Annotated in this window: 25 protein-coding genes; 16 read left to right on the forward strand and 9 right to left on the reverse strand. The window is 39.2% G+C overall.

The features are described from left to right. The first annotated feature begins 49 nt into the window (after positions 1 to 49). The 3 genes from efp to AC0IWT_RS16455 all read left to right on the forward strand — a co-directional run bounded on the left by efp (position 50) and on the right by AC0IWT_RS16455 (position 1,477). Positions 50 to 610, forward strand: coding sequence for an elongation factor P (gene efp / locus AC0IWT_RS16445; protein WP_056869230.1), 561 nt, complete (start codon positions 50 to 52; stop codon positions 608 to 610). Positions 611 to 747: 137 nt separating this feature from the next. Beyond that, a complete protein-coding gene (locus tag AC0IWT_RS16450) occupies positions 748 to 1,308 on the forward strand; it encodes a 5-formyltetrahydrofolate cyclo-ligase (RefSeq protein WP_471797970.1) in 561 nt (186 codons plus the stop codon). Positions 1,309 to 1,318: 10 nt separating this feature from the next. After that, positions 1,319 to 1,477 carry a hypothetical protein gene (locus tag AC0IWT_RS16455; protein WP_157274807.1) on the forward strand — a complete coding sequence of 53 codons (159 nt, stop codon included), beginning with the start codon at positions 1,319 to 1,321 and terminating at the stop codon, positions 1,475 to 1,477. A 4-nt stretch (positions 1,478 to 1,481) separates the two neighbouring features. Here the strand turns inward: AC0IWT_RS16455 and AC0IWT_RS16460 are convergent, their stop codons facing one another. Both AC0IWT_RS16460 and AC0IWT_RS16465 read right to left on the reverse strand, forming a co-directional pair. After that, positions 1,482 to 2,249: an exodeoxyribonuclease III gene (locus tag AC0IWT_RS16460; RefSeq protein WP_471797971.1), complete on the reverse strand. Its 768-nt coding sequence runs from the start codon at positions 2,247 to 2,249 to the stop codon at positions 1,482 to 1,484. Between the two features lie 6 nt (positions 2,250 to 2,255). Further along, complete coding sequence (locus AC0IWT_RS16465; protein WP_056869227.1) at positions 2,256 to 2,978, reverse strand: peptidylprolyl isomerase; 723 nt, start codon at positions 2,976 to 2,978, stop codon at positions 2,256 to 2,258. Between the two features lie 94 nt (positions 2,979 to 3,072). Between AC0IWT_RS16465 and AC0IWT_RS16470 the strand changes: the two genes are divergently transcribed. From AC0IWT_RS16470 to AC0IWT_RS16500, 7 genes are all read left to right on the forward strand, one after another. Continuing rightward, positions 3,073 to 3,477 carry an HYC_CC_PP family protein gene (locus AC0IWT_RS16470; protein WP_471797972.1) on the forward strand — a complete coding sequence of 135 codons (405 nt, stop codon included), beginning with the start codon at positions 3,073 to 3,075 and terminating at the stop codon, positions 3,475 to 3,477. A gap of 78 nt (positions 3,478 to 3,555) precedes the next feature. Then, entirely contained in the window at positions 3,556 to 4,092 is a 537-nt protein-coding gene (locus AC0IWT_RS16475; protein WP_471797973.1) for a heavy-metal-associated domain-containing protein, read from the forward strand. 1 nt (position 4,093) lies between these two features. Further along, on the forward strand, positions 4,094 to 4,903 hold the full coding sequence (locus tag AC0IWT_RS16480) for a hypothetical protein (protein ID WP_471797974.1): 810 nt from the start codon (positions 4,094 to 4,096) through the stop codon (positions 4,901 to 4,903). Positions 4,904 to 4,908: 5 nt separating this feature from the next. Continuing rightward, positions 4,909 to 5,412 (forward strand): DUF3347 domain-containing protein, encoded by a 504-nt coding sequence (locus tag AC0IWT_RS16485; protein ID WP_056869223.1) that lies wholly within the window; start codon positions 4,909 to 4,911, stop codon positions 5,410 to 5,412. Beyond that, the gene (locus tag AC0IWT_RS16490) at positions 5,413 to 5,973 is read left to right on the forward strand and encodes a helix-turn-helix domain-containing protein (protein ID WP_471797975.1); all 561 of its coding nucleotides are present in this window, start codon (positions 5,413 to 5,415) and stop codon (positions 5,971 to 5,973) included. A gap of 156 nt (positions 5,974 to 6,129) precedes the next feature. Continuing rightward, positions 6,130 to 6,897 (forward strand): 4,5-DOPA-extradiol-dioxygenase, encoded by a 768-nt coding sequence (gene ygiD, locus AC0IWT_RS16495; RefSeq protein WP_471797976.1) that lies wholly within the window; start codon positions 6,130 to 6,132, stop codon positions 6,895 to 6,897. A 305-nt stretch (positions 6,898 to 7,202) separates the two neighbouring features. Continuing rightward, complete coding sequence (locus AC0IWT_RS16500) at positions 7,203 to 7,922, forward strand: heavy-metal-associated domain-containing protein (RefSeq protein WP_471797977.1); 720 nt, start codon at positions 7,203 to 7,205, stop codon at positions 7,920 to 7,922. Positions 7,923 to 7,962: 40 nt separating this feature from the next. Here the strand turns inward: AC0IWT_RS16500 and AC0IWT_RS16505 are convergent, their stop codons facing one another. Together AC0IWT_RS16505 and AC0IWT_RS16510 are read right to left on the reverse strand one after the other, a co-directional pair. Beyond that, positions 7,963 to 8,490 (reverse strand): YfiT family bacillithiol transferase, encoded by a 528-nt coding sequence (locus AC0IWT_RS16505; protein WP_471797978.1) that lies wholly within the window; start codon positions 8,488 to 8,490, stop codon positions 7,963 to 7,965. Positions 8,491 to 8,594: 104 nt separating this feature from the next. Further along, entirely contained in the window at positions 8,595 to 10,088 is a 1,494-nt protein-coding gene (locus tag AC0IWT_RS16510; protein WP_471797979.1) for an aldehyde dehydrogenase family protein, read from the reverse strand. A gap of 55 nt (positions 10,089 to 10,143) precedes the next feature. On the opposite strand from AC0IWT_RS16510, the gene AC0IWT_RS16515 reads away from it, so the two are divergent. From AC0IWT_RS16515 to AC0IWT_RS16535, 5 genes are all read left to right on the forward strand, one after another. Further along, positions 10,144 to 11,331: a hypothetical protein gene (locus AC0IWT_RS16515; protein ID WP_471797980.1), complete on the forward strand. Its 1,188-nt coding sequence runs from the start codon at positions 10,144 to 10,146 to the stop codon at positions 11,329 to 11,331. 552 nt (positions 11,332 to 11,883) lie between these two features. Beyond that, the gene (locus AC0IWT_RS16520; RefSeq protein ID WP_471797981.1) at positions 11,884 to 14,271 is read left to right on the forward strand and encodes a S9 family peptidase; all 2,388 of its coding nucleotides are present in this window, start codon (positions 11,884 to 11,886) and stop codon (positions 14,269 to 14,271) included. A 287-nt stretch (positions 14,272 to 14,558) separates the two neighbouring features. Continuing rightward, positions 14,559 to 15,191: a peroxiredoxin gene (locus AC0IWT_RS16525; RefSeq protein WP_056869216.1), complete on the forward strand. Its 633-nt coding sequence runs from the start codon at positions 14,559 to 14,561 to the stop codon at positions 15,189 to 15,191. Positions 15,192 to 15,204: 13 nt separating this feature from the next. Then, on the forward strand, positions 15,205 to 15,513 hold the full coding sequence (locus AC0IWT_RS16530; RefSeq protein ID WP_056869215.1) for a thioredoxin family protein: 309 nt from the start codon (positions 15,205 to 15,207) through the stop codon (positions 15,511 to 15,513). Next, the gene (locus tag AC0IWT_RS16535) at positions 15,513 to 15,761 is read left to right on the forward strand and encodes a DUF6952 family protein (protein ID WP_056869214.1); all 249 of its coding nucleotides are present in this window, start codon (positions 15,513 to 15,515) and stop codon (positions 15,759 to 15,761) included. The genes AC0IWT_RS16530 and AC0IWT_RS16535 overlap by 1 nt, the downstream gene beginning before the upstream one ends. 146 nt (positions 15,762 to 15,907) lie before the next feature. On the opposite strand, the gene AC0IWT_RS16540 is transcribed toward AC0IWT_RS16535, so the two are convergent. The 5 genes from AC0IWT_RS16540 to AC0IWT_RS16560 form a co-directional block, all read right to left on the reverse strand. Then, positions 15,908 to 18,493 carry a phosphoenolpyruvate carboxylase gene (locus tag AC0IWT_RS16540; protein WP_471797982.1) on the reverse strand — a complete coding sequence of 862 codons (2,586 nt, stop codon included), beginning with the start codon at positions 18,491 to 18,493 and terminating at the stop codon, positions 15,908 to 15,910. Between the two features lie 262 nt (positions 18,494 to 18,755). After that, entirely contained in the window at positions 18,756 to 20,303 is a 1,548-nt protein-coding gene (locus AC0IWT_RS16545; RefSeq protein ID WP_471797983.1) for a DHA2 family efflux MFS transporter permease subunit, read from the reverse strand. A 7-nt stretch (positions 20,304 to 20,310) separates the two neighbouring features. Next, the gene (locus tag AC0IWT_RS16550; protein WP_056869211.1) at positions 20,311 to 21,348 is read right to left on the reverse strand and encodes an HlyD family secretion protein; all 1,038 of its coding nucleotides are present in this window, start codon (positions 21,346 to 21,348) and stop codon (positions 20,311 to 20,313) included. A gap of 8 nt (positions 21,349 to 21,356) precedes the next feature. Then, positions 21,357 to 22,676, reverse strand: a complete 1,320-nt coding sequence (locus tag AC0IWT_RS16555; protein WP_471797984.1) for a TolC family protein — start codon at positions 22,674 to 22,676, stop codon at positions 21,357 to 21,359. Next, positions 22,673 to 23,299, reverse strand: a complete 627-nt coding sequence (locus tag AC0IWT_RS16560; RefSeq protein WP_471797985.1) for a TetR/AcrR family transcriptional regulator — start codon at positions 23,297 to 23,299, stop codon at positions 22,673 to 22,675. The genes AC0IWT_RS16555 and AC0IWT_RS16560 overlap by 4 nt, the downstream gene beginning before the upstream one ends. A 114-nt stretch (positions 23,300 to 23,413) precedes the next feature. On the opposite strand from AC0IWT_RS16560, the gene AC0IWT_RS16565 reads away from it, so the two are divergent. Then, positions 23,414 to 25,258: a glycoside hydrolase family 9 protein gene (locus AC0IWT_RS16565; RefSeq protein WP_471797986.1), complete on the forward strand. Its 1,845-nt coding sequence runs from the start codon at positions 23,414 to 23,416 to the stop codon at positions 25,256 to 25,258. The last annotated feature ends 23 nt before the right edge of the window (positions 25,259 to 25,281 follow it).

Genomic DNA, 25,281 nt, shown 5'->3' on the forward strand with positions numbered 1-25,281 from the left:
TTTGCCGTCAACAAAAAAGGAAATATAAATCCACATAGGATAACATCATATGGCTAAAGCATCAGAAATTAAAACAGGTAACATCCTGCGTGTAAACAACGAGTTGGTTACTGTTGACGAATGGAATCACCGTACACCAGGCAAAGGCGGGGCTTTTTACACTGGTAAATTTCGTAACATCAAATCGGGTAGAATTGTTGAAGCCCGTATGAATACCGATGAGGCAGTTGAAATTTGCCGCGTTGAAACTAACGATTATCAATATTTGTACGAAGATGGCGATTACCTGGTGGTGATGGACAACAACAGCTACGAACAATATAACGTAGAAAAAACTTTGTTCGGCTCGGCCATTAAGTTTTTGAAAGAAGGCATGAGCGTTATCGTTTCTATGGAAAGCGACGAAGCCATTATGGGTCAGCTGCCTAACTTTGCAGAATTCGAAATTACTTATTCGGAGCCAGCAGTAAAGGGCGATACATCGACAAATGCATTGAAAGCAGCAACACTTGAAAACGGTGTTGAAGTTAAAGTGCCTATGTTTGTAAACCAGGGCGATAAAATTAAAGTTGATACGCGTACAGGTGAGTATGTGGAACGCGTAAAATAATTAATAAAAATTTGTTGAAGCCCTTGGAAATTATTCAAGGGCTTTTTTTTTGAAACCCATCATAAAACACAGGTACTATAACACTCAGTGTATTTGCATGTTTTGGTGGCAATGTTTTTAAAAACCGCGTTCAGGAGATGTTAAAATCAACAATCAGACAACAAGCGTTAAAAGACAGGTTAGCAATAAGTGAACTGGAATTTGAATTGCTTAATGACCGTTTATTAAAGCAATTTACAACGGTGGATTTTACAAGGGTAAAGACATTGCACATTTTTTTGCCCATCCTGGAGAAAAGAGAACCCAATACATTTTTACTAATTGAATGGCTGTCAGAACAACATCCTGAAATTAAAATAATTGTTCCTAAAGCTGATTTTGGAACCGCTTTAATGACAAATCACGAATATTTGGGTCCAAACGATTTAAAGAAAAACCTTTACAATATTTTAGAGCCACAACAAGGCGTTATCCATAATGGGGATGTTGACCTGGTTTTGGTTCCGTTGTTAGCTTTTGATAAAAGAGGCTACCGGGTGGGTTACGGAAAAGGTTTCTACGACCGATTTCTCGAAAATTTAAATGCTCAAAAAATAGGCTTATCTTTGCTGCCTGCAATTGATAAAATTGATGATGTGACAGAACGGGACATCAGGTTAGATTTTTGCATTACACCAACAGAAATTATTAAATTTTAAGCTTTGCATCATGGCGCACGAAATCGTAATTAAAACTGAAAAACAATACGAAGAGAACATGATCGCCGTGTTTGAATTGCAGGAAAAGGAAGAACTTACGGCCGAAGATTTGAAGCAAATCGAATTAATGCTGAAAGCCGGTGAAAAATACGAGGCAGAGCATTTATAGTTTATCAATCCATTTCCAGCAACACCGGACAATGATCTGAATGGATTGCATCGGGTAAAATCCTTACATTCCTAAGTCTTTCCTCCATCGGCTTTGTTGCCAGATGATAATCAATTCGCCAACCCAGATTTTTGCCTCTTGCGCCCGCACGGTAACTCCACCAGGTATAATGATGCGGATCCTTGTTAAAATGCCTGAAGGCATCTATAAAACCATTCTCTAAAAATAACTGCATCCACTCTCTTTCCTCTGGCAAAAATCCCGAAGAGTTTGCGTTTGATTTTGGGTTGTGAATATCCATCGCTGTGTGGCAAATGTTGTAATCGCCACTCACAATTAAATTAGGTATTTCTTTACGCAGTTCGCCAATATATGAACCAAAAAACCGCATAAATTCGTACTTTTTACTTTGTCGCTCATCACCACTGGAACCTGATGGCATGTACAAACTCATCAGGGAGAAATCATTAAAATCTGCCCGCAAAATTCTACCTTCTTTATCAATCCACTCCTCGCCACAGCCGTATTCGACGTGGTTTGGCTTTATCTTACTCAAAATTGCGACACCGCTGTATCCTTTTTTCTCTGCCGGAAACCAGTAATGATGGTAGCCAAGTTGTTCAATTAAGCCAATGATTTCGGAAATTTGGTCAGGCATCGCTTTAACTTCCTGCAAACAAACCATATCGGCATTAGCAGCCTGTAACCACCCGAAAAAATTCTTGGCACTCGCTGCCCTAATTCCATTAACATTGTAAGAGATGATCTTCATATTAAACTAGTGCGTTAAAACCGTCGACTTATTTTCAACGAAACCCTGAGCCAACTGTTTCTCGAGTTTTCTTGCTTCCCGTTTTTTCAAAATCGTAATGTCCATCTTCACATCTTGTTTAGGCCGATTATTCTTATCGGTCGGCAATACAGCAATCTTATCAACCATGTCCAAACCCAAAACAATTTCGCCATAAACGGTGTAATTTCTGTCTAAATGAGGCACTCCGCCTAAGGTTTTATAAACCTGCCTTTGGTATTCAGGAATTTTAAACTTAAGTCTTTTTTCTTCTAACGTATTTAACTGTTCGTCGGTAAAAACTTTTCCCTGCACCAAATAAAACTGACTTCCGCTTGATGCCTTTTCTGGGTTATTATCTCTCGCTGCAGCCAAAACGCCTTTTTTGTGAAACAAGCTGTCTCGAAATTCTGCTGGAATGGTGTACTTGGGTCCACCCTCTCCAAGCAGCGAATCAGGTTTAGCATTTCTCGAATCAGGGTCGCCGCCCTGAATCATAAAATCTTTTATTACCCTGTGAAACAAGGTGCCATTGTAATAGCCTTCCTTAGTTAATTTTAAGAAGTTATCCCTGTGGAGGGGCGTTTCATTATACAGCTTAACAATGCACTCTCCAAATTCAGTTTTTATTCTGATGTATTGATTTTTCGGTTTCGCCGCAAAGGCAGAAATCATAGAAAAGGTACAGACAAGTAATAACAATCTCTTCATTTTATTCGTGTTTGAAGCTAAATTAAACTAAAAAATGAAATTCAATAAATAAAATGGCCTGTTATTCGATTAATTTTGCTTTACCTTTGCACTAATGAAGTTCAAACAAAAAATAGCGCTGTATTTGGCCGCACTCTATGTGGTTAGTGTTATGGGTTTGGCTTTGAGTTTGCATTTCTGCGGTGGTAAACTCGAGAATGTAAAGCTGTCCAGCAATGTTGTTTCTTGCAAGTTTTGTGCAGATATACCTTCTGAAAAGATAAAGGATGATGGTTGTTGCAAAAACACACAAGTAACAGTTAAGGTAAAAGATAGCCACCAAACGGCTGCCAAGGTTGAGATGCCGAAATTGTTTTCCGTTCAGCTTTTCTTACATCCACCTGTGCTTGATTTTTTGAGCAACATTACCCCCGCTTTTTTAAACAAAATTAGCAATAAGGCGCCCCCACTTTCCTCGCAGGTTGCGCTACATATTTTCAATTGTATTTTTAGGAATTAGGATTATCCATTTCCCTTTTATGCGCCAGCATTTCGATGGGACAATGCAACATTTCCTTAAATTCTAATTTCAAAAGCAATGAAAACTATAAAAATTTTTAGCATTATTATGCTATTCCTGGCCGTTCAGGCTTCGGCACAACAGATTACTAAAGTAGATTTACAGGTAACAGGTTTAACTTGTTCAATGTGTTCAAATGCCACACAAAAATCTTTGGAAACATTGAGCTTTATCAATTCGGTAAAACCAGATTTAAATAAAAATATCTTCGTTTTAACGTTCAAAAAAGGCGCCGACATTAACCTGGATATGGTGCGCAAAAAGGTACAGGATGCTGGCTTTTCTGTTGGCGGCTTAACTGCAGATTTTTCTTTTAACCAGGTTAAAGTTGATGATAAAGGCCAGGCAATTGTTGACGGCAATGTGTATCGATTCATCAACGCGAAGAACAAAACATTAAACGGCCCGGTAAAAGCCTCAGTTATCGATAAGAATTTTATCTCGAGTTCAGCATTTAAAAAACAAGCTGCAACAATAAATTCTGATGCCTACGCAAATGGGACTGCTATAGTTAACGGAAAGAAAATCCGTGTTTATCATTTGGTTCTATCTTAACATGAGAAGGTTTTTATTAATGGCGCTGATTCTTTTTGGCGCCTTTAACATCGCTTTTGGGCAGGAATTATATGTATTTACAGAACCTGCCAGCAATATGCCAACCAAATCTATAGGTTTAAGGCTAACCAATGAGGGGATGAACAACCCTGAATTTATGAGCAGAACTATACCAGAGGTGATGGTTGGTTTCAACAAAAACCTGATGATGCATGCCCAGGGCTTTTTATCTGATATGGATGGAAAATATCGATTGGAAGGCGGAAGTTTGTATGCAAAATACCGATTTTTGTCCATTGATGAAACGCATAGTCATTTCAGGGCTGCCGCTTTCGGAAGAATAAGCACGAGTAAAAGGCCAACCTTTACCCGGGATATTAACCTGGAAGGCGACAACAGCGGCACGCAGGGCGGTTTAATTTTCACGCAGCTTTTACACAAACTTGCGCTATCGGCCACGCTGGGTTATGCGCACGCGTTCAAGGATGCGGGCAAACAAATAGCAGGAATGCCGAGTCCGGGCAACATGTTCTCATACAGTTTATCCTCAGGCTACCTGGTTTTGCCGCTCGTTTATAAAAATTACAAGGAGCCAAACTTTAATCTGTATTTCGAAATGCTGGGTAAAACAGATCCAAGTTCTGGAGAATCGTATTTGGATTTAGCGCCCGCCGTTCAGGTTATTTTGAATAGCACCACCCGAATAGATTTAGGTTACCGCTTTCAGGCTACCGGAAATATGGCGAACCGGTATACCAAAAACATGTATTTGCTAAGAGCAGAGTTTAATTTTTTTAATGTTTTAAAGTAATCAGAATGAAAAAGATTATCACAATGATGGCGATAATAGCCATTTCAAGCACTAAAATACTTTTCGCACAAAGTAAAACCGATGCGTCTTTCAATCAGTTATTATCGACTTATTACGAGGTGAAAAATGCCCTTGCTGCCGATAAAAAAGAACTCGCAGTGCAGAAAGCTAAAACACTTTCAGCTAAAGTAGATGCTGTTCCACATAAGGATTTACCTGCAACACAGCATACCCTGTGGATGGAACAGGCTAAAATTGTTAAAGCTAAAGCCACAGAATTAGCTAGCGGAAAAGATATCAAGGCCCAGAGAAAAGCGTTTGAAGGTATCTCTTATGCCATGATTAAAACGATTAGAAATATCAAATTCAATAATACCACAGTTTATATCCAGCATTGCCCAATGGCGAAAGCGAGTTGGTTAAATGAAAAAGAGGCCATCGAAAATCCGTATTATGGAAGCATGATGTTTGATTGCGGCGACGTTACCGAAACCATAAAAGCAAAATAAATGAATCTCCATATAAAAAATATGGTGTGCAACCGCTGCAAAATGGTGGTTAAAGCCGAGCTGGAAAAGCTTGGTTTTAACCCCGTTTCGGTTGAGCTGGGTGAAGTCGTATTAGCGGATGCGGTGACTGAAAATGATAAGACCTTAATTGCCGAAAGGCTAAATTATTTTGGTTTTGAATTGCTGGAGGATAGAAAAACTCAAATTGCCGAACAGGTTAAAACGACGATTATCGATCTTGTACATTATACCAAAGAGCCCCTCAAAGCTAACCTTTCTTCTTATTTAAGTGGGCAGCTACACTTGGAGTATGCGCAGTTAAGCGCTGTTTTTTCGGAGGTTGAAAATCAAACCATAGAGAAATATTTCATTGCTCAAAAGATAGAAAAAGCGAAAGAAATGCTCACCTATGGCGAACTTACTTTGAGTGAAATTGCTTATCAACTTAATTACAGCAGCGTTGCACATCTTTCTGCGCAGTTTAAAAAAGTTAGCGGACTAACTCCATCCGCCTATAAAAAGCAAACATCCGGTAAAAGAAAAACGCTCGATGAGATTTAAACAAACGTTGTAAAGTTTAATCGGAAACGGTTGGGCTTTTCTTAACTTACATCAAGCGCAGTAGATAAAATATTGACGTAATTTATAAAAAATACAATTATGCCAACTTTGTCACAATTCAGAAACTTCACTCAGCGTTTGCCAAAAACGGATCTTATGCCAACCATTTTCATCGGTCATGGCTCGCCAATGAATGGTATTGAAAACAATGAGTATAGCCAGACTTGGAGTGCTTTGGCGAAAAACATCCCCGTTCCAACAGCGGTATTGGTTGTATCGGCACACTGGTACACGCACGGAACTTTTGTTACAGCAATGGATTTTCCATCAACTATCCACGATTTTGGAGGATTTCCTCAAGCGCTTTTTGATGTACAGTACCCGGCACCCGGCGATGCTAAGCTCGCTGCAGAAATTCCTGGCTTGGTTACAAGCACCCAGGTTCATTTAAATCATGATTGGGGTTTAGACCATGGCACCTGGACGGTAGTTAAACATATGTACCCGGATGCTAATATTCCTATTCTTCAATTAAGCATTGATTATACTAAATCTCCGGAACAACATTACCAACTTGCCCGGGAAATTTATGCGCTTCGAAAAAAAGGTGTTTTGATACTTGGCAGCGGAAATATGGTACATAACCTCCGCATGTTAAGCTGGGAAATGATTGATGGCGGCGGCTATGATTGGGCTCTAGAAATGAATGATAAGTTTAAAAACCTAATCTCAAACGGCGACCACAAGCCGTTGATTAACTACCAAAAGCTAGGTACCGACGCAATGCTGGCCATCCCTACACCAGAACACTACTTGCCCTTAATATATAACCTGGGGTTAAAAAACGAAAAGGAAGATGTTTCTTTTTTTAACGATAAGGCTGTTGGCGGCTCGTTAACAATGACATCTGTTTTTGTGGGTTAACACCGCAGAAGCCACACAGCTGTTTTGTGCCAAGAACAATGTCTTCGTTTATAAACCCGATTGGATGAATGCCGCCGCTTTGCCAAATAACCAGCAGAGGAAGAACTGCGGCAGAAAGAAAAGCGGGGCTGCTTTCGCCGATGGAATACTTAACATACATTTCCAAAAAACAGATTTGCATAATATTGTTTCATGGAAGCCTGGCTCATATTCTATAAATTGTTAAGAAAATTCTATAACATTTTTTGATTATTCTGTAACTGTTCTGGCTTACTTAAAAGTTAAATTTGTATAAAAAATTTATCATGACACATACTTATCAACTTACCGGCATGACCTGTGGTGGTTGCGAAAATAAAGTTAAAAGCAACCTGTTGGTTTTGCCTGAAATAACAGCTGTCGAAGTTTCGAAAGAAAGCAATTCAGCGACGATTAGCATGGCCAAACACCTTAATATAGATGCGTTGCAGCAAGCTTTGGGTGGCCCACAAAGTAAATATCAAATCTCTGCAATGGCGCAGAGCGAAACCGAGGAAGAGTCAAAATCATGGGTTGAAATTTACAAACCAATCTTGTTGATTTTTGGCTATGTTACGGCAATTTCCTTGATCGCAGCCTGGCAAAACAGCAGCATAAACTTTATGGTTTTTATGCGGGTGTTCATGGCTGGCTTCTTTTTAACATTCTCTTTTTTTAAAATGCTCGGTTTAAAATCGTTCGCCGAGAGCTATGCGATGTATGACATTGTAGCCAAGAAGTTTAGTGGCTGGGGCTATGTTTATGCATTTATCGAACTAGCGCTGGGCTTAAGTTTCGCTATAAATTTATCGCCGGTGGTTGTAAACTGGGTTACTCTGATTGTGATGACAGTGAGCATTTTAGGTGTTTTAGAAAGTGTGCTGAACAAGAAAAAGATTCAATGTGCATGCCTTGGAGCCGTTTTCAATTTGCCGATGAGTACGGTTACGATTGTAGAAGATGCAATTATGATTGCGATGAGCGCTGCGATGTTGGTACTAATGTAGATTAGAATTTTACCTGAATGCTGGCGCCTGCTTGTAAAAGCTAATCCCTGTGAATGGTGTTTTTAATGTGCGCCAAATGGTGTTTTCCATGCCAGGCGTACATGCCTAACATGTGAGCTAACGTGAATTTTTTGCCCTGAGCCGGATGAATATACTGGCGTTGGTAATCCTCCATCTTCAACGTTTTTAAAAATGAAATCAATCGTTGATGCACAGCTTTTAGAAGTAGTACAGACATTTCTATGTCGCCATTTTTAGCCTCTTCAGTTTCGGCCCAAAGTTCTTCATGATATGGCCTGATGACCGGAACTTCTTCGGTAATCGCTAGTTTAAAACGAATGTAAGCATTCATATGGCTATCCGGAAGATGATGAATTACCTGTCTCACGGTCCATCCGCCTGGGCGATAAGTTTCGTTTAAGAGTTCAGCGTTTATATTTTCAGTTGCATTTCTGACCTGTTCAGGTAGCGCCTCGATTTCTGAAATCCAAATTTTCGATTGCTTTTCATCGAAAACCTCTGGCATGGTGAATTGCCCGATTGGATATTTGAGTTGTTCCAAATCCATGCAACCAAATTAGCAATTTAATTATAATTGACTAAGAGTATGCGGAACTATTTACTAAAGTGTTTGATAGATTGAGGTTCGAAGTCTACAGCCGTAGGCCAGTATTACATTAACTTTTTTAACCACTTTAGCAGTCCCATTTTTTCCCTGTAGGGAGGATAAATCATTTTTGTCATGCCGAATTTGGATTGGAAGAAGACCGCCTTTTCGTGCGAGAAGTTTTTAAAGCCAAAAATCCCGTGGCAGCTTCCAATTCCGCTACTATTTACTCCGCCGAAGGGCAAATTTGGATTGCTGATATGAACCAAAACATCATTAATGCAGGTTCCGCCAGAAGCAGTTTCCCTAATTATTTTTTTCTGCGTTTCCCGGCGATCAGAAAAAATGTAAAGTGCTAATGGTTTATCTTTTGCGTTAACAAAATCGATGGCTTGCTGCAAATCTTTGTAGGTTAACACAGGTAAAACCGGACCAAAGATTTCTTCCTTCATTAGTGCATTATCAAGATTAACCGAAGTAAAAATTGTTGGATTAATTGTAAGGTTTTCTTCGTTTATCTCGCCGCCAAATTCCAACGTTGCGCCACCCTCTGCAGCATTTTTAATTAATTTGCTTAACCTATCAAAATGCTTTTTATTGATGATTTTGCCATAAACACTGTTGTCAATCTCACCGTTTAAATAAAACATCTTTTGCGTTGCAGCTTTATAATGCCTTATAAATTCGGCTTCAAGTTGCTCATCAATTAAGACATAATCAGGAGCGATACAGGTTTGTCCGGCGTTAACCAGTTTACCCCACGAAATTTTCTCTGCAGCTTTTTTTATGTTTACGGTATTATCAATTATCACCGGTGATTTACCCCCTAATTCCAAAGTAACGGAGCTTAGGTTTTTGGCTGCAGCTGCCATTACCAATTTTCCAATTTCGGTACTTCCGGTAAAGAAAATATGGTCGAAAGGAAGTTTAAGCAATGCCGAAGAAAGTTCTGCATCGCCCTCAAAACAAGCGATTTCGTGAATATCAAACGTTGCAGATATAATTTTATTAACAACAGACGAGGTGGCGGCGCTTAATTCTGATGGTTTGACAATTGCACAATTCCCTGCTGAAATTGCCGAAATAAGTGGGCTCATAATAAGCTGAAGCGGATAATTCCATGGCGCAATAATCAGGCAAACACCCTTTGGTTCGTAATAAATTCTATTCGTAGCAAAGAGATTACTCCAAGTTTTATTAACCGATTTCGGCTTCATCCAGCCTGCGAGATTTTTTATTGCATGATCTATCTCGGCATAAGTGAAAAATAATTCTGTAACAGCAGTTTCAAATCTGTTTTTCCGTAAATCCGTCTGCAAAGCGAGGTAAATTTCTTCTTCAGAATCTACCAAAGCCTGCTTCAATAGCTTTAATTTGGAAATACGTAGCTTTGCATCAGGTTTCCTCAATTCGAACTTATGCTTTTGTTGTAATTCGAAAATTGAATTTATTTTTTCTTCCATATTACTGTTGTTTTCCTGAGCCATTAGAAAGATATATAAAGCTTTCGAAAAAGTTAAAATCACCTCTTGCCCAGCACTAAATTTAGCGAAAATCATTTCATTAAAATTTCATTCATTTAAAGCATATTGCGAATAATTAAAATTCCCACTAATGAAAAAATTGTTTTGTGTTTTTGCGTTCTTGATTCCGCTGATTATCCATGCCCAAACTACTAAAACGGATGTTCTGATCGTAGGTAACAGCAATGCTGCTTTCGCCGCCGGAGTTCAAGCGTCACAATCGGGAGCAAGCACTACAATTTTAACACAGCGTGATGGTTTTAACTTAACTGAATTTAAAAGCTGGCCATTAGGGGGCGTGAAACAAGCATTTGAGAAAAGTGCAAGAAAATCCTTAAAACTTGCAGATGATGTTGCTTTGCCAGAAATGACGAACCAAATGGTAAATCCCATTATTAAAAAGTGGGCGGACAGTTCCAAGTTTTTAAGTGTAATTAATAATCTCCAGTACTACGAAGTTAAACGCTCTGGAAATGGCTGGGAGTTAAAGCTAACCCCAGAAAAAAGCATAAAGGCTAAGGTTTTAATCGTAACAGATAACATCGACAAAATTCTTCCTTCACTAAAAATCCAGACCTTAAACCCTTCTGAGACAGCTAAGATTAATTATGCAGAGAACCTGTACAAAACCACGGTGGCTGGTATAAGCGGTAGTGCCAAATTTCTTCCTCTTCGAAATTTGCTCATCGAAAACCAGGAAAATATGCTATACATCAGAGCGGATAATTTTGAAATTGGGCAAACGGCTGGCGTAACGGCTGCAAAAACTGTGCTTTTGAAAAGCAAAACCAGTCTGTCTAATCTGAAAGGAATTCAAAAAGAATTATTGAGCAATAAGCTTCCGCTGATGCCTTTTGAAGATGTGAAAATCACCGATTCTAATTGGCTTGCGATACAGAAAATCGGTATAACAGGGATTTTGAAAGCAGTTCTTAAGGATGATAAATGTTTGTTCAACGCTGAAAAGAATGTTACTTACGATGAAATAAAACAGCCGCTTAAAGATTATTACTACAAAGCTCAAATTTGGTTCGATGACCATCAAAATGTTCCGATTGACCTGGAAAACACAATTTCTTTGGCTTGTTATGTTGGCAATAAATCTGTTGAAGCCACAAAAACTGAATTGGAAAACAAGTGGAGTAAATCTTACAGGTTTCAGTCTAAATATGACCTTAAAAGAATCTTAACACGCAGGGAATTTTCAGTTATTGTAAATGATTATCTAAAGCCGTTCGATGACGTCAACGTCGACAGGTCTGGGCGTGTGATAAGGTAGGCCTCCTTATTGAATATACGCCAACTCGAATTCGGCATTTCCATTTTGCATCAAAACTTGGAATACACGGAAACAATCTATATTCCTTTCTCTGTGCCCTCCGTGCTTCTGTGGCAAAATATTTTAGGGTGTTAATAGTTCCTTTTTTCTGCCACAGAAACACGGAATACACGGAAACAATCTATATTCCCTTCTCTGTGCCCTCCGTGCTTCTGTGGCAAAGATATTTAGGCCATTAATAGTTCCTTTTTCTGCCACAGAAACACGGAATACACGGAAACAATCTGTATTCCTTTCTCTGAGCCCTCAGTGTTTCTGTGGCAAAAATATTTTAGGGTGTTAATAGTTTCTTTTTTGCCACAGAAACACAGAATACACGGAAACAATCTGTATACTGCTGTGTAACGGCGGTAGTTTTGTACTAAAAATTAAATCGTTCTAATTAAGGGTATAACTTTTTTATTGGTGGCCAAACAAAGCGTTGTAACATTTCCATTTCCTTGCCACTTTAGAAGCCACATTCTCTAAATTGCAGCATCCAAACAAAAACTTATGAAGAAATATTTACTTTTCGTTTTGCTTTGTGCAGGCGAATATACATTTGCGCAACAAATCGCTCCGCTAACGGTCGAAAAAATTATGCGAGACCCGAAATGGATGGGAATAGCACCAACGAATTTCCGGTGGACAGCAGATAGCAAAACTTTATATTTCAACTGGAATCCTGAAAATAAAGCAAAGGAGGATCTATATAAAATTTCGACTTCGGCCGGCAAGCCCATCAAAGCAATTGATAAAGAAGATGAAAAACTACTTAGCCAAACATACACCTACAACAAAGACAAATCGCTCGGACTCACAGAGAAAAGCGGAGATCTTTATCTGCAGAATCTGAAAACGAAGAAAGAAACAAGGTTAACAAACACCATGGAAAGAGAAAGCAGCCCTGTTTTTTTGAAAAATGGCGATGTTGTTTATCAATTGGGAGATAACCTGTTCCAACTTAATCTGAAAACGGCTGAAACCAAACAAATAACCAATTTTGTTAAAGGCAAGGCTGTGGGGAGAACGCCGGCAAAACTGGCGACGGAACAGGATACTTGGCTGAAAACGCAGCAAATAGAGTTATTTGACATTATTAAAAAGAGAAATGCAGAGAACCGTGGCGGCGGGAGTCGCGGGGGCAGAGGTCGGTTTGGAGCTTCATCTGCAGATAACAAATCTTTGAAACCACTTTACACAGATGAAAGATTTTTGAACGGGGTTGTCGTTAGTCCGGATGGACATTTTGTAACCTACAAACTAACGGCGCCAGCTCAAAACAACCGCAACACTATCGTTCCGAACTATGTTACCGCATCAGGTTACACAGAAGATATAACTGGTAGAACCAAAGTTGGAGAAAGCGAAAGTGTTTCTCAAGGCTTTATTTATGATACCCAAAAGGATTCTGTTTACGCCATTCAGACAGCAACCATTCCGGGTGTAAAAGACATACCCGATTTCTATAAAGAATATCCAAAAGTACTGGACTCGCTTAAAAAGAAAAATGACGATAGACTGGTTAATTTATTCGGGCCATCGTGGAATGAGAGCGGAAGCACGGCGATAATGGTGGCCACTTCTACCGACAATAAAGACCGTTGGATTTTGAAATTGGATGCCAATACAGGAAAATTTAACCTCATCGACCGCCAGCATGATGAGGCCTGGATTGGTGGTCCGGGCATCAGTGGTTTTTTTCAAGGCAGTACCGGATGGATCGACGACAATCGATTTTACTATCAAAGTGAAGCAACGGGATATTCACATTTGTATGTGGTAAATGTTTCTACCGGCGATAAAAAACAAATAACTTCCGGGAAATGGGAAGTGCAATCCGTTCAGTTATCAAAAGACAAAGGCACCTTTTATTTCGAAGCGAATAAAGAGCATCCGGGCGTTACAAATTTCTTTAAAATTGGCGTAAACGGTGGCGAACTGGTTCAAATTACAACGATGAAAGGTTTAAATGATATCACCCTTTCGCCTGATGAAAAATACCTGGCCATCAATTATTCTTACATGAACAAGCCTGGGGAGTTGTACATCCAAGCGAATAAGGCTGGTGCAAAAGCAGTAAAAATTACGCAATCTACTTCAGCAGAATTTAATTCTTACAAATGGCGGGAGCCGGATATGGTTTCTTTTAATAATCGTTACGGAGCAGCTGTTTATGCAAGGGTCTATAAAAGTGATAATCCGAACCCAAACCATCCTGCTGTGGTTTTTGTCCACGGTGCAGGCTATTTGCAGAACGTACATTTTGGCTGGAGCACCTATTTCCGAGAGTTTATGTTTAATAATTTGCTGGCAGATAATGGCTATACGGTAATTGATATTGATTATACCGGTAGCTCGGGCTATGGCCGCGACCATAGAACAGGCATTTATCGCCACATGGGTGGAAAAGACTTGACTGACCAGGTGGACGGCGTTAAATTTTTAGTCGACAAATATGGCGTAAATCCTAAACATGTGGGTTTGTATGGTGGCTCGTATGGTGGATTCATCACATTGATGGCCATGTTTAACGAATCGGATGTTTTCGCAAGCGGAGCCGCCTTGCGTTCGGTAACAGATTGGGCACACTACAACCATGGTTACACTTCAAACATTTTGAATGAACCATTTAACGACCCAATTGCATACAAACAAAGTTCTCCAATTTACTTTGCCGATAAGTTAAAAGGAAATTTATTGATGGCCCATGGAATGGTGGATGTGAATGTCCATTTCCAGGATATTGTCCGCATCTCTCAGCGCTTCATCGAGCTTGGGAAAAACAATTGGGAGTTGGCCGTTTATCCTGTTGAAGACCATGGATTTATTGAGCCAAGCAGTTGGACAGATGAATACAAAAGGATATTTAAATTGTACGAGAACACATTGAAGAAATAACGTCCAATCCCTTCTGATTTAGGTTGAGAGGGATTCTAATTCCGTCGACAGAAGTACGAAGGCAATGAAATCAAGGAATGAGTGCCTAAAAACGGCAACTAACTAAGCTCAAAATCATCATCGAATTGAGTCCAAAATATCAATAATAAACAATTATACTTCAAAAAAAGATTATAGTTTTTAACTATAACGTCATCAATAAATACAATTAACAAATAATAATTCCGGGTTGATTAGGAGTTGTTTTCGCCGTACCTTTGCGCTATAAAATTAAAGACAAAAAGATTATGGCAATAGTAGGTAAAAAATTTCCGAGTGTTAGTATTGATGCGATGTCAGACATGGGTGATGACTTGAAAATCAACGTATTTGAAGAGGCTGTAAACAAAAATAGTAAAGTGTTATTATTCTGGTATCCAAAAGATTTTACTTTTGTTTGCCCTACAGAATTACACGCTTTCCAAGCTGCTTTACCTGAGTTTGAAAAAAGAAATACAATTGTAATTGGTGCATCTTGCGATACTAACGAAGTTCATTTCGCATGGTTAAATACACCGAAAGATAACGGTGGTATTGAAGGTGTTACTTACCCCATTTTAGCTGATACGCACAGACAATTATCTGGAATTTTAGATATTCTGGATCAAGAAGTTAGCTATGACGAAGAAGGAAATGAATCTTTTTCAGGTTCAAATGTTTCCTTCAGAGCAACATACTTAATTGACGAAACTGGTAAGGTTTTCCACGAGAGCGTTAACGATATGCCATTGGGCAGAAATGTTAAAGAATATTTACGTTTAATTGATGCTTACGCTCACGTTCAAAAACATGGCGAGGTTTGTCCTGCAAACTGGGAAGAAGGAAAAGAAGCAATGAACGCAAACAGAAGTGGCGTTGCTGAATATTTAGCAGCTAACTAATAAAACAAACGTTATGTTTTTAGAATTAACAGAAGACAATCTTCAACAATATTTAGCCGATAACCCGAAAGTTATGGTTCAGTATGCTGCCTCATGGTGCGGCAATTGCAGAATCATGAAACCGAAATTTAAAAAGCTGGCTGCTGAAAATGAAGACGTAGCTTTCTTAATTGTTGATGCCGAGAAACTTCCAAACTCACGCAAATTCGCGAACGTTGATAACTTACCAACTTTCGCGGCTTTTAACGGTGGTAATTTGGTAGATCAGGTGCAGACTAACAAAGCAGAAGGTTTGATTGAATTATTTAATAAAATAAAATAATGAAAATTCCGGTTATAAGACAATTATTTCAAAACACAACTCCTGCTCAACTGGAGACAACTTTAGAGGTTTTAGAGGCTTTCTGCGAATTTAGAGGCGTTAGCGAACATGAAGTTGACGTTGCCGGCGAAATGATTACGAATATCTGTGGTGCACTTGAAGTACATCAAATGGTTGGCGACGGTGCAGCTGAAAAGGACGCACTAAATGCTTTTGGCCAAAAAGTTATGGGGTCAATTGATAGATAAATTTTTCTAATCAGACGCTTAAATAAAAAAACCCTTTGCAGAACAAATCTGCAAAGGGTTTTTTTTATTTCTATTTATCGAAACTCTAAAAAGTTTTCCTTGGATAGAAAGGGATTGCCTCTGTTAGAAATGACTCATAAAGAATGCTAAGCCAAATTTCTTCCTGCATTTACGATCCCAAAAACCGTTCTAACGGCTAACTTCTCTAAAGCCGCCTGGTCTTTTTCATTTTGATTGTGTTGCAATTTCTCCAAAGCGAAATGCTGTATAAGCACCAGGGGCAAAATAATTTTTTCCCGCGTAGCGATAGATTTCTTATCAACAGGATAATTTGCCATCAGCGTTTCCTGCCCAGAAAGCTTTAAAAGCATCTCTTTCGTTAACTCGAATTCGTTATGTAGTTGCGTCCAGAAAGCACCGAACTCTTTGTCGTTTGCCAAATGCGCAGTAATTACAAAATCTGATTTGCTCATGCTCATCATACAATTATCAACGATTGTTTTCAGGTAATCAGAAGCCTCATAAACCTTAACCACCTTATCCCAGTTGCCCGCATTTTCCTGGTTCTTCATTGCGGTGCCCATGCCGTAAAATCCAGGTACATTTTGCTTCAACATGCTCCAGGCGGTTACAAAACTAATTGCTCGCAAATCTTCAAGTTTCATGGCGCCGCCACCATTTCGTTTTACCGGGCGAGAACTTATATTTGCCTGAGAAAGTAGCTTTAATGGCGAAAGCTTTTCAAGATAGCTTACAAAAAGCGAATGCTCCCGCAGGTCGACAAAGGCTTTATAACCATCTTCGGCCATTGCATCGAGCAATTGCTTGTTTTCCGGATCTAAAAGTACATTGTGCTTTTCTTTTAAGCCCGAAGAAATTCCTGCATTAATCAACTGTTCAATATTAAACTCTGCGCTTTCAATAGAACCGTATTGAGAACTTATCGTTTGTCCCTGTACTGTTAACTGAATGTTTTTATTGGCTATTTCTTTGCCCATTGATGCGTAGAAACGATGAGTTTTTCCACCACCCCGAGACGGCGGACCGCCGCGGCCATCGAAAAATGCCAGTTGAATGTTGTGTTTTTTTGAAATCTCCGAAAGTGATGTCTTCCCATTAAAAATAGACCAGTTAGCCATTAAATAACCGCCATCTTTTGTACTGTCAGAATAACCAAGCATAATATCTTGCTTGTTGCCACGACTAGCCAGGTGTGCTTTGTAAAAAGGATTGCTGTACAGCGTATCCATAATTGCTGCAGCCCCTTTTAAGTCGTTAACGGTTTCAAAAAGCGGCACAAAATCTATGGTTAAACCGTCTTTGCTCCATCCATTCCAAAGGAAAAGCTCAATCAGTTGCAGTATGTCGCTTGCCTGCTGGCAGTTACTAATAATGAACCTGTGACAGGCATTTTCGCCGTTACGTTTCTGAATACCCTTTATTTCCTTTATGGTCTGAATCGTATCTTCAATCAGGGCATCGGCGTCTGTAACATAAACCGGGGTAGCCTCTTTAAACGATATCAGGCTCAGTTTTTCAGCTTCAGATAATTTATCATAATCTTCAGGATACAATGAAGAAATAGGTTTATTCTGACGACAATAAGCATGAACACTTCTTAACACTCTGCTATCCTGGCGGATATCCAAAGAGGCAAAATAGTTTCCGTATAAATCAATTTTCCGAATCAAATCATTCACCAAATCAACGAATAAACCATCATGTTCTTTTAATAACGTCTCTTTAATCTGATTCAGATTTTCACGCAATTCATCAGAAATGTCGTGCAGTTCGCAAGTTTGGTCGAAAGCGTTTTTATAAAGTACATCATGCAAATGGCTAATATTTTCTTCCACGCCCCTAAATGTAATCCTTCGTTTTATAACCCTGAAATCGCGGTAATAGCAGCGGAAAAGGATTTGACGCAACATTTTCGAAACTTCAAGCGTGGTGTCGGCATGAATATTTGGATTGCCATCTCTATCACCACCCGGCCAAAATCCCAACTCTAAAATTTTCTTTGTTTCCAGGTTATACTCATCAAGATTCTGATCTATTTCTTCCTGAATATTAGCCGCAGCGAAGTAAAACGTATTCTCTAAAAACCAGGCAAGGTTTAATGCCTCGTCTACAGGCGTAGGCGATTTTTTATTGAAAAACGGCGTTTTGCCCAATTGCTGCAACAAAGAGTTCATTGATGTTATATCATTATCTCTAATTGCTTTTGTTAAATCGGTAATTATCGCAAGTACGCTGCCAGGATAAAACTGAGTTGGGTGTGCAGTTAAAACCAAACGCAATGAAAGCTCGTCAATCAATTTCTCGATTTTCGCCAGCATTGGCTTATTATCCGCATTCTTTTTAAGGATAAACGCAAGGGTACTCTGCTCGTCGGTCGTATTTAATTTAGTGAAAGATGCATCTTCAACAGCATCGAATAATACAACCTGCCGCTCTATATATTGGATAAACCGAAAAAGTAAATCGATTATGTCTTTACGTTCAGTGTAGCTTGTATATTTAGTAAAAAATTCTTCGATAATTTGAGCAGGCTTTTGCCCATTCTGAATTCCTTCTTCACAACTTTTAAAAAATAAGGGCAACAATGTGCCTGTATCCTTAATCTTATAAAATGGAAGTGTTAAAAACAGGCTGTTAAAAAGCTCAAATTTCGAAATGACTTCGTTATTGAAAATGGATTCTCGCTGTGATGTTAAACGGAGTTTCGGCATAGCTTAAGCAATAGTTTTGTATACTGTAATACTACAAAAAATGCTTAAGGTATTAAAATTCTAAGGATTACAATTTGGAAAATTGCAGAATAAATTTTAATTTTAAAATCTTATTTGGCTATTCGATAGCTAAGTAAGAACATTTGCAATGTTTAAGGGCATTGCATTGATTGTTAATTTTTTGGGTTAAAACAGCCGATGTAATAAAATACACCGGCTGTTTTTAGTTTATGGTATTATTTTTAATAATTTGTTACCAATTTTAGTGTGCATCAGTAACAATATTTGCATTTTTCTTAAATTTTTGCAGATACAATAGCGGTATTGAAAACAACATAATTAATCCTGCAACCCAGTACGCATCGTTGTAAGTTAAGAGCATGGTTTGCTTAATTACCGAGCCTTCAATGGCTTTCATTGCCATTAATTTTGCATCCATAAAAGAAGATCCTCTGACCATAAAATTATGTACCAAACCATTCAGTTTCTGCGTAAAAGCCGGGTTGTAGTCGTTTATATTGCTTAACAAATTACTCCTGTGGAAACCTGCACGCACGTGAATAAGCGTTGTTAGTGCTGCAATTCCAAAAGAACCGCCCAACTGCCTGCTCATGTTATTTAAACCTGAGCCCTGGCCAATTTCTGGTCCTGATAAATCCTGCATGGCCAGCGTTGTTAACGGAACGAACAACAGCGCCATACCAAAACCCCTGATAACTAAAGGCCAGAAGAAATCGCCCGTTCCTGATGCCAACGTCGATTTGCTCAACATCCAGCAGAAAACGAAAAATAAAAACATGCCGCCCGTAGCCATAAACTGTGCCGGTACGCCTTTTTTTAGCATAATACCAATAAATGGCATCATAGAAATGGTACAAATACCGCCGGCAATAAATAGTTTCCCGGTTTGCAAAGGCGTAAAGCCTAAAAGATTTTGTGCAAAGACTGGGAAAACGAACACAGAACCGTACAAGCCAAACCCCAAAATAAATGAGGTAAACATCCCGATTGAGAAACTGCGCTTCTTCATTATCTTAAGGTTTACAATTGGGAATTCAGTACTCGTTTCTCGCCAGATAAAAAGCAACAGACCAAAAACAGATAATACTGCCAGGGCAACAATGTAAGGAGTAGAGAACCAATCTTCGCTCTCGCCTTTTTCCAACAGCGTTTGTAAACTTCCTACCGCAACAGCTAATAAACCAATTCCCCACCAATCAACAGGTTTACCCTGCCCATCTTTGGGCGTCTCTCGAATAAAGGTTATCGTACAGTATGCGGCGAGTATCCCGACGGGAATATTTACGTAAAATATCCACGGCCAATCTGCTATTTCCAAAATGTAGCCACCTATTGTTGGGCCAACCGTCGGACCAACAACAGCGCCCAAACCGAACAATGCTGTTGCAATACCAACATCTTCACGTGGCCAGGTTTCAATTAAAATAGCTTGCGCTGTTGATATTAGACCGCCTCCTGCCAAGCCCTGTACAATCCTGAACAAAATAAGTTCGTTTAAAGATGTTGCGTTACCGCATAAAAACGAAACCAGGGTAAAGACAATAATAGAGGTTAAGAAATAATTTTTACGTCCGAAACGACTTCCCAGCCAACCCGACATCGGGAGGATGATAACATTCGCAACGGCATAACCAGTAGATAACCAGGCCACATCTTCAAGCGTTGCGCCCAGGTTTCCCTGTATTTGAGGAATTGCCACGTTTACAATGGTTGTATCAATCAACTCCAATAACGAAGCCGTGATAACCGTAAAGGTGATAATCCACTTTTTTAAACCTACTTCGGCCATTTTAATATTAGTTTGTAGAAACGGAAGCTTTAACGCTCATTCCGGGGCGCAATTTTGCCAACATTTCTTTAGATGGATGAATTTTAATTTTAACCGGAATACGTTGAACCACTTTAACAAAGTTACCCGTAGCATTATCAGGAGGCAATAAAGAGCCTTTAGCACCAGTAATTGGAGAGAAATTATAAACTTCTCCTTCAATTTTTTGGTCTGGATAAGCATCAACTTCAATTTCTACTTTCGAACCCGACTTAATTTTCTCGAGCTGAGTTTCTTTAAAATTAGCCGTTACGTAAATACTTCCATCGTTAACCACAGAAAACAAAGCCTGGCCTGCCTGAACCAGTTGTCCTTTTTGAACATTCTTTTTAGAAACAATGCCCGAAGCAGGTGCCTTAATATCAGTATACGATAACTGCAGTTTAGCAAAATCGATATCACTTTGGCGCTGGCTGATTACATTACTGCTAACCGCCAGTTGGGATTGCGTTGTACCAACTTGTTTTACTGCTGCGTTGTATTGATCCTGAGCCGCCTGATAAGCCGCTTGTGCAGATTCTTGAGTGGCTTTTGCCTGGTCGAAAGCTTGTTGCGTAATGGAACCATCTTTAACCAGATTTGCATAACGTGCATAATCTTTATTTGCAAGATTTAATTTAACCCTCGCAGCTGCAACGTTTGCCCTTGCAGTGCTTGTGTTTGCTTCAGTTGCAATAATTTGCGATTGAGCAACACCAACACCTGCGCTAGCACCCTTTTGGCCCGATTGTGCCTGCTCCAGCTTAACCTTGTAATCATTATCGTCGAGCTTAACTAAAATCTGGCCTTCGTTAACATGCGTATTTTCTTCAAAATTGATATCCTTCACATAACCGCCAACACGAGCAACAACAGGACTAATGTCTCCATCAATCTGCGCATCATCCGTATCAACATGCTTGCTGTAATAATTCCATTCTACGATACCAAAAACGATACCTATTATTAGTAAAACACCTAAAATGATGGGCACTACTATATTCTTCTTTTTCTTTTCAGTTGTCATTGCTGTATTTATTGCGTTATTTTTCCTGTTGATTTTAGTAAGGTATAATATGCTAAGCCGGCATCAGCTTTAGCAATTTCTAAGTTTATTTTAGCTTGATATAATAAGGTTTCCGCATCAATTCTATCAGTTACAGATGCTACATTATTTTTGTATTTTGATGCCAGTAATTTATCATTCTCTGTTGCCTGGGCAATTGAAGTTTCTAAAACCTGAATTTTATTTATTGCCACCTGATAGTTTTGAAAGTTCCTGTTGATGTCTGTTTTTACATTATCAGATAAAACATCTTTCTGAAGCGTAATTTCACTTTGCTGAATTTTAGCTTCGCTTACTTTATTTCTGTTTGTCCACAAGCTGGCGATATTCCAGCTAACCGTAGCGCCTAAAGTAACCGGCATTAAATATTGATTCGCCGGCGGAATGAAGTTCCCGCTTGGATTGATGTAATATAGATTTGCGCCAACGCCTACAGTTGGTAATGTATTTGCTTTAATGGTTTTTACATTGTAATCTGCAATCTTGTTCTGCACATCAAGTTGCTGCAATTCCTGGCGGTTTGCCATGGCTAAACCAATATACTCGCCCAAAGAACCTGCGGCTTTTAAGCCTGCACTTGGGTCGGTAATTTTTACTTCCGTATCTTCTGGCAAGCCCAAAAGAATATCGAGGTTGTAATTCACTATTTTACGGTTGCTTTCTATATCAAGCTGCGTAAGGGTAACATTTGCCTGTTGCAACTGAAAGCGTAAAACATCGTTTTTAGTAACAATTCCTTGTTCGAAAAACCTTTGAGCCTGCTTTATTTGTGCCGCAATCGATTCTAAGTTCTGATCGATAACTTTTCTGCTCTGCTCAACCTTATATAAATTGTAATAGGTATTTATTACAGCGTAAGTTATTTCCTCCTTGCTTTTATCAGCATCCAACCGGGCAACATCAGCCAATAACCTGGTCGATTCTTTTGCGTACTTTAATTTTCCGCCACCATAAACCAATTCCTGAACCGCTGCAGTACCCACAAAAGCATCTGCTCTTTTCGGCAATTGCAAGGAAGAACCACCTCCGGGTAAGGTAAAAGTAGTAGTCGGGATTTCTGCGTGGTTATAAAGGAAACTCGCATTTGCAGTTGGCAAGGCGTTATCTTTTACAACCTCTAACTGTGCAACAGCCTGATCTATTTTGTTTTGAGAGAGTTTTAAGTTTTTACTATTGGCTATGCCAAGTTCAATTGCCTGGTTTATATTTAATTCTTTAGTGCTTTGTGCAAATAAAGCCGCCGGAATTAATGATGCCGCAAGCATTAATCTAATCGATTTGGGTATCATTTTTTTGCTGTTAAATAAACTGTTGTTAAATCCTGCAGGTGTGCAATAACGCGTTCCTTAATAATTTTTTTATCTTTTGGGTTATTCAAATCAAAGTTGGAACACGGAACAACCTTATTTGGTGCGATAACAATATTGGTAATGGTGCCCATAATGGTGGCAATTACCATCCTTACATCCACTTTATTAAAGCTGCCATCTTCTATTCCGGCCGTTATAATCCTGTCGATAAGGAGCATATTCTGGCCCATCGCATCTTTGATTTTATCATACATTTCGGGTCTTTGAGTTAAAGACAACTCCCTGTGCATCATTTTATGAAAAGCTGTATTTGCAAGTATTCTGTTCGTATAACCTTCGATAACTTTGTGCAGTTTTTCTAATGATGAGATTTTGTCTTCGTTGATGATCCTTAACTGAGAAGCAAAACCGGCAATGCGGTTGTTCATAATCTCAATAAAAACACCTTCTTTAGAACCGAAATAATAATTAATCATTGCCATATTAGCCCCAGATTCTTTCGCTATCTGGCGGGTAGAAGTGCCTTCATAACCTGTTTCGCAAAACAGTTTTTCGGCAGCCTCAAGTATGGCTTGTTTTTTATCTATTTTTTCTGTCTTCATTTCTTTATAATGACACAAAATTAATCAAACGATTGATTAACTTCCAAATATTTTGTTACATCTTTTACAATTCCTTGATAAAACACTAATTTTAGGTATAAATTCCTGTTCAGTATGAAAATTTTAGGCGCATATTTTAGTATAACTCTTGCCATTACGTTGTTTTGTTTCGCAAAAAACAGTAACGATAAACAGCAAAGCTGGATAAGAATCAATCTGCTTGGCTATACACCCGCCTCTATTAAAGTTGCCGTTTGGGGCAGTAAAACAAATGAGGTTCCTGCTTATTTTGAAATCATCGAGAAAGAAACAAACCGTGTTGTTTATAAATCATCGAACATTAAAACTTTTAACGCATACGGTCCGTTCAGTAAAACTGCGAGGTTAAACTTTTCTGACTTTAAGGCTAGCGGCAGTTTCTTTTTGAAGGCCAACGGCATTACATCGCCATTAGTTTTAATTAATGACAGCGTTTACAAAGGCGCTGCAGATTTTTGCCTTCGATACATGCGCCAGCAAAGAAGTGGCTTTAATCCTTATTTAAAAGATAGTTGCCACACGCATGACGGTTTTGCGCTTTATGGCGCAAAAGCAGGAATTAAAGACAGCACTCATTTCAATGCTTCTGGTGGTTGGCACGATGCCAGTGATTATTTGCAGTATTCTACAACCTCGGCAAATGCCACCTACCATTTATTAATGGCTTACCGGGATTTTCCTTCGGTTTTTAAAGATGAGAAAAAGGCAGATGGTTTAGATGGAAAAAACACAAAGCCCGATATTTTAGACGAAGCAAAGTGGGGTTTGGATTGGTTGTTAAAAATGCATCCTAAAGCAGATATCATGTTTAATCAGCTTGCAGATGATCGCGACCACATGGTAATGCGAATTCCGAAAGAAGACAGCCAGTATGGTAAAGGCTTCGAGCGACCGCTTTACTTTATAAATGGCGAACCGCAACAACGCGGAAAGTTTCTAAACGCCACAACAGGAACAAGTTCTACGGCTGCAAAATTTAGTAGCGCTTATAGCTTGGGTGCCACTATTTTTAAATCCCAGGATAACATGTATTCGGAGTTGTTAGCTAAAAAAGCTAAAACAGCATATCGGTTTGCGCTAAAGAAACCCGGCGTAACACAAACTGCATCCGTAAAATCGCCTTATATATATGCAGAAGATAACTGGGTTGATGACATGGAGCTTGCGGCAGCTGCATTAAATTTTGGAAAAAAGAAATTAGACCATCAAGCGATTGCAAATGCGATTAGCTATGCGGAAAAAGAAAAAATTACCCCCTGGATGCAGAAAGATACCGCAGCACATTATCAATATTATCCGTTTATAAATATTGGGCATAATGAACTGGCAAAACAGCTTACAGGAAAGGATAAAGCTAACATTACCGGCTATTACAAAGCAGGTATAACCCAGGTTTGGAACCGTGCAAAAGAGAATGCTTTTTACCGGGGCATCCCTTTTATATGGTGCAGCAACAATTTAACGGTATCGTTTGCCATTCAATGTGGCTGGTACAAAAATTTAACAGGCGATGAAACTTTTGATGCGTTGGAACAGGCAAATTTCGATTGGCTTTTCGGTTGCAACCCTTGGGGTACAAGCATGGTTTATGGCCTACCAAACGGTGCAGATACGCCCAAAGACCCCCACTCTGCCTTTACACATTTGAAAAATTATCCTATAGATGGCGGTTTAGTTGATGGCCCCGTTTATACAAACATCTACAAAGGCCTTATTGGAATTACATTGGCAAATGAAGATGAGTATGAAGATTTCCAAAGCAATTTAGCGGTTTACCACGATGATTACGGCGATTATAGCACCAATGAACCAACCATGGACGGAACCGCATCATTAATTTACTTACTCGCAGCAAAGGAGGCGCAGGCAAGGCCAAAAAAGTTGGTGCCTCTGCAGCCAGAGGCGAAACCAAATTTTTAGGCGCAACAGTTCGTGGCGATTCC

The organism is Pedobacter sp. AC464, assembly GCF_979253075.1.

Bases quoted from the DNA above. Each gene is read 5' to 3' on its own strand.
- efp (WP_056869230.1), top strand. From the start codon at position 50: ATGGCTAAAGCATCAGAAATTAAAACAGGTAACATCCTGCGTGTAAAC.
- AC0IWT_RS16450 (WP_471797970.1), top strand. From the start codon at position 748: ATGTTAAAATCAACAATCAGACAACAAGCGTTAAAAGACAGGTTAGCA.
- AC0IWT_RS16455 (WP_157274807.1), top strand. From the start codon at position 1,319: ATGGCGCACGAAATCGTAATTAAAACTGAAAAACAATACGAAGAGAAC.
- AC0IWT_RS16460 (WP_471797971.1), bottom strand. From the start codon at position 2,249: ATGAAGATCATCTCTTACAATGTTAATGGAATTAGGGCAGCGAGTGCC.
- AC0IWT_RS16465 (WP_056869227.1), bottom strand. From the start codon at position 2,978: ATGAAGAGATTGTTATTACTTGTCTGTACCTTTTCTATGATTTCTGCC.
- AC0IWT_RS16470 (WP_471797972.1), top strand. From the start codon at position 3,073: ATGAAGTTCAAACAAAAAATAGCGCTGTATTTGGCCGCACTCTATGTG.
- AC0IWT_RS16475 (WP_471797973.1), top strand. From the start codon at position 3,556: ATGAAAACTATAAAAATTTTTAGCATTATTATGCTATTCCTGGCCGTT.
- AC0IWT_RS16480 (WP_471797974.1), top strand. From the start codon at position 4,094: ATGAGAAGGTTTTTATTAATGGCGCTGATTCTTTTTGGCGCCTTTAAC.
- AC0IWT_RS16485 (WP_056869223.1), top strand. From the start codon at position 4,909: ATGAAAAAGATTATCACAATGATGGCGATAATAGCCATTTCAAGCACT.
- AC0IWT_RS16490 (WP_471797975.1), top strand. From the start codon at position 5,413: ATGAATCTCCATATAAAAAATATGGTGTGCAACCGCTGCAAAATGGTG.
- ygiD (WP_471797976.1), top strand. From the start codon at position 6,130: ATGCCAACCATTTTCATCGGTCATGGCTCGCCAATGAATGGTATTGAA.
- AC0IWT_RS16500 (WP_471797977.1), top strand. From the start codon at position 7,203: ATGACACATACTTATCAACTTACCGGCATGACCTGTGGTGGTTGCGAA.
- AC0IWT_RS16505 (WP_471797978.1), bottom strand. From the start codon at position 8,490: ATGGATTTGGAACAACTCAAATATCCAATCGGGCAATTCACCATGCCA.
- AC0IWT_RS16510 (WP_471797979.1), bottom strand. From the start codon at position 10,088: ATGATTTTCGCTAAATTTAGTGCTGGGCAAGAGGTGATTTTAACTTTT.
- AC0IWT_RS16515 (WP_471797980.1), top strand. From the start codon at position 10,144: ATGAAAAAATTGTTTTGTGTTTTTGCGTTCTTGATTCCGCTGATTATC.
- AC0IWT_RS16520 (WP_471797981.1), top strand. From the start codon at position 11,884: ATGAAGAAATATTTACTTTTCGTTTTGCTTTGTGCAGGCGAATATACA.
- AC0IWT_RS16525 (WP_056869216.1), top strand. From the start codon at position 14,559: ATGGCAATAGTAGGTAAAAAATTTCCGAGTGTTAGTATTGATGCGATG.
- AC0IWT_RS16530 (WP_056869215.1), top strand. From the start codon at position 15,205: ATGTTTTTAGAATTAACAGAAGACAATCTTCAACAATATTTAGCCGAT.
- AC0IWT_RS16535 (WP_056869214.1), top strand. From the start codon at position 15,513: ATGAAAATTCCGGTTATAAGACAATTATTTCAAAACACAACTCCTGCT.
- AC0IWT_RS16540 (WP_471797982.1), bottom strand. From the start codon at position 18,493: ATGCCGAAACTCCGTTTAACATCACAGCGAGAATCCATTTTCAATAAC.
- AC0IWT_RS16545 (WP_471797983.1), bottom strand. From the start codon at position 20,303: ATGGCCGAAGTAGGTTTAAAAAAGTGGATTATCACCTTTACGGTTATC.
- AC0IWT_RS16550 (WP_056869211.1), bottom strand. From the start codon at position 21,348: ATGACAACTGAAAAGAAAAAGAAGAATATAGTAGTGCCCATCATTTTA.
- AC0IWT_RS16555 (WP_471797984.1), bottom strand. From the start codon at position 22,676: ATGATACCCAAATCGATTAGATTAATGCTTGCGGCATCATTAATTCCG.
- AC0IWT_RS16560 (WP_471797985.1), bottom strand. From the start codon at position 23,299: ATGAAGACAGAAAAAATAGATAAAAAACAAGCCATACTTGAGGCTGCC.
- AC0IWT_RS16565 (WP_471797986.1), top strand. From the start codon at position 23,414: ATGAAAATTTTAGGCGCATATTTTAGTATAACTCTTGCCATTACGTTG.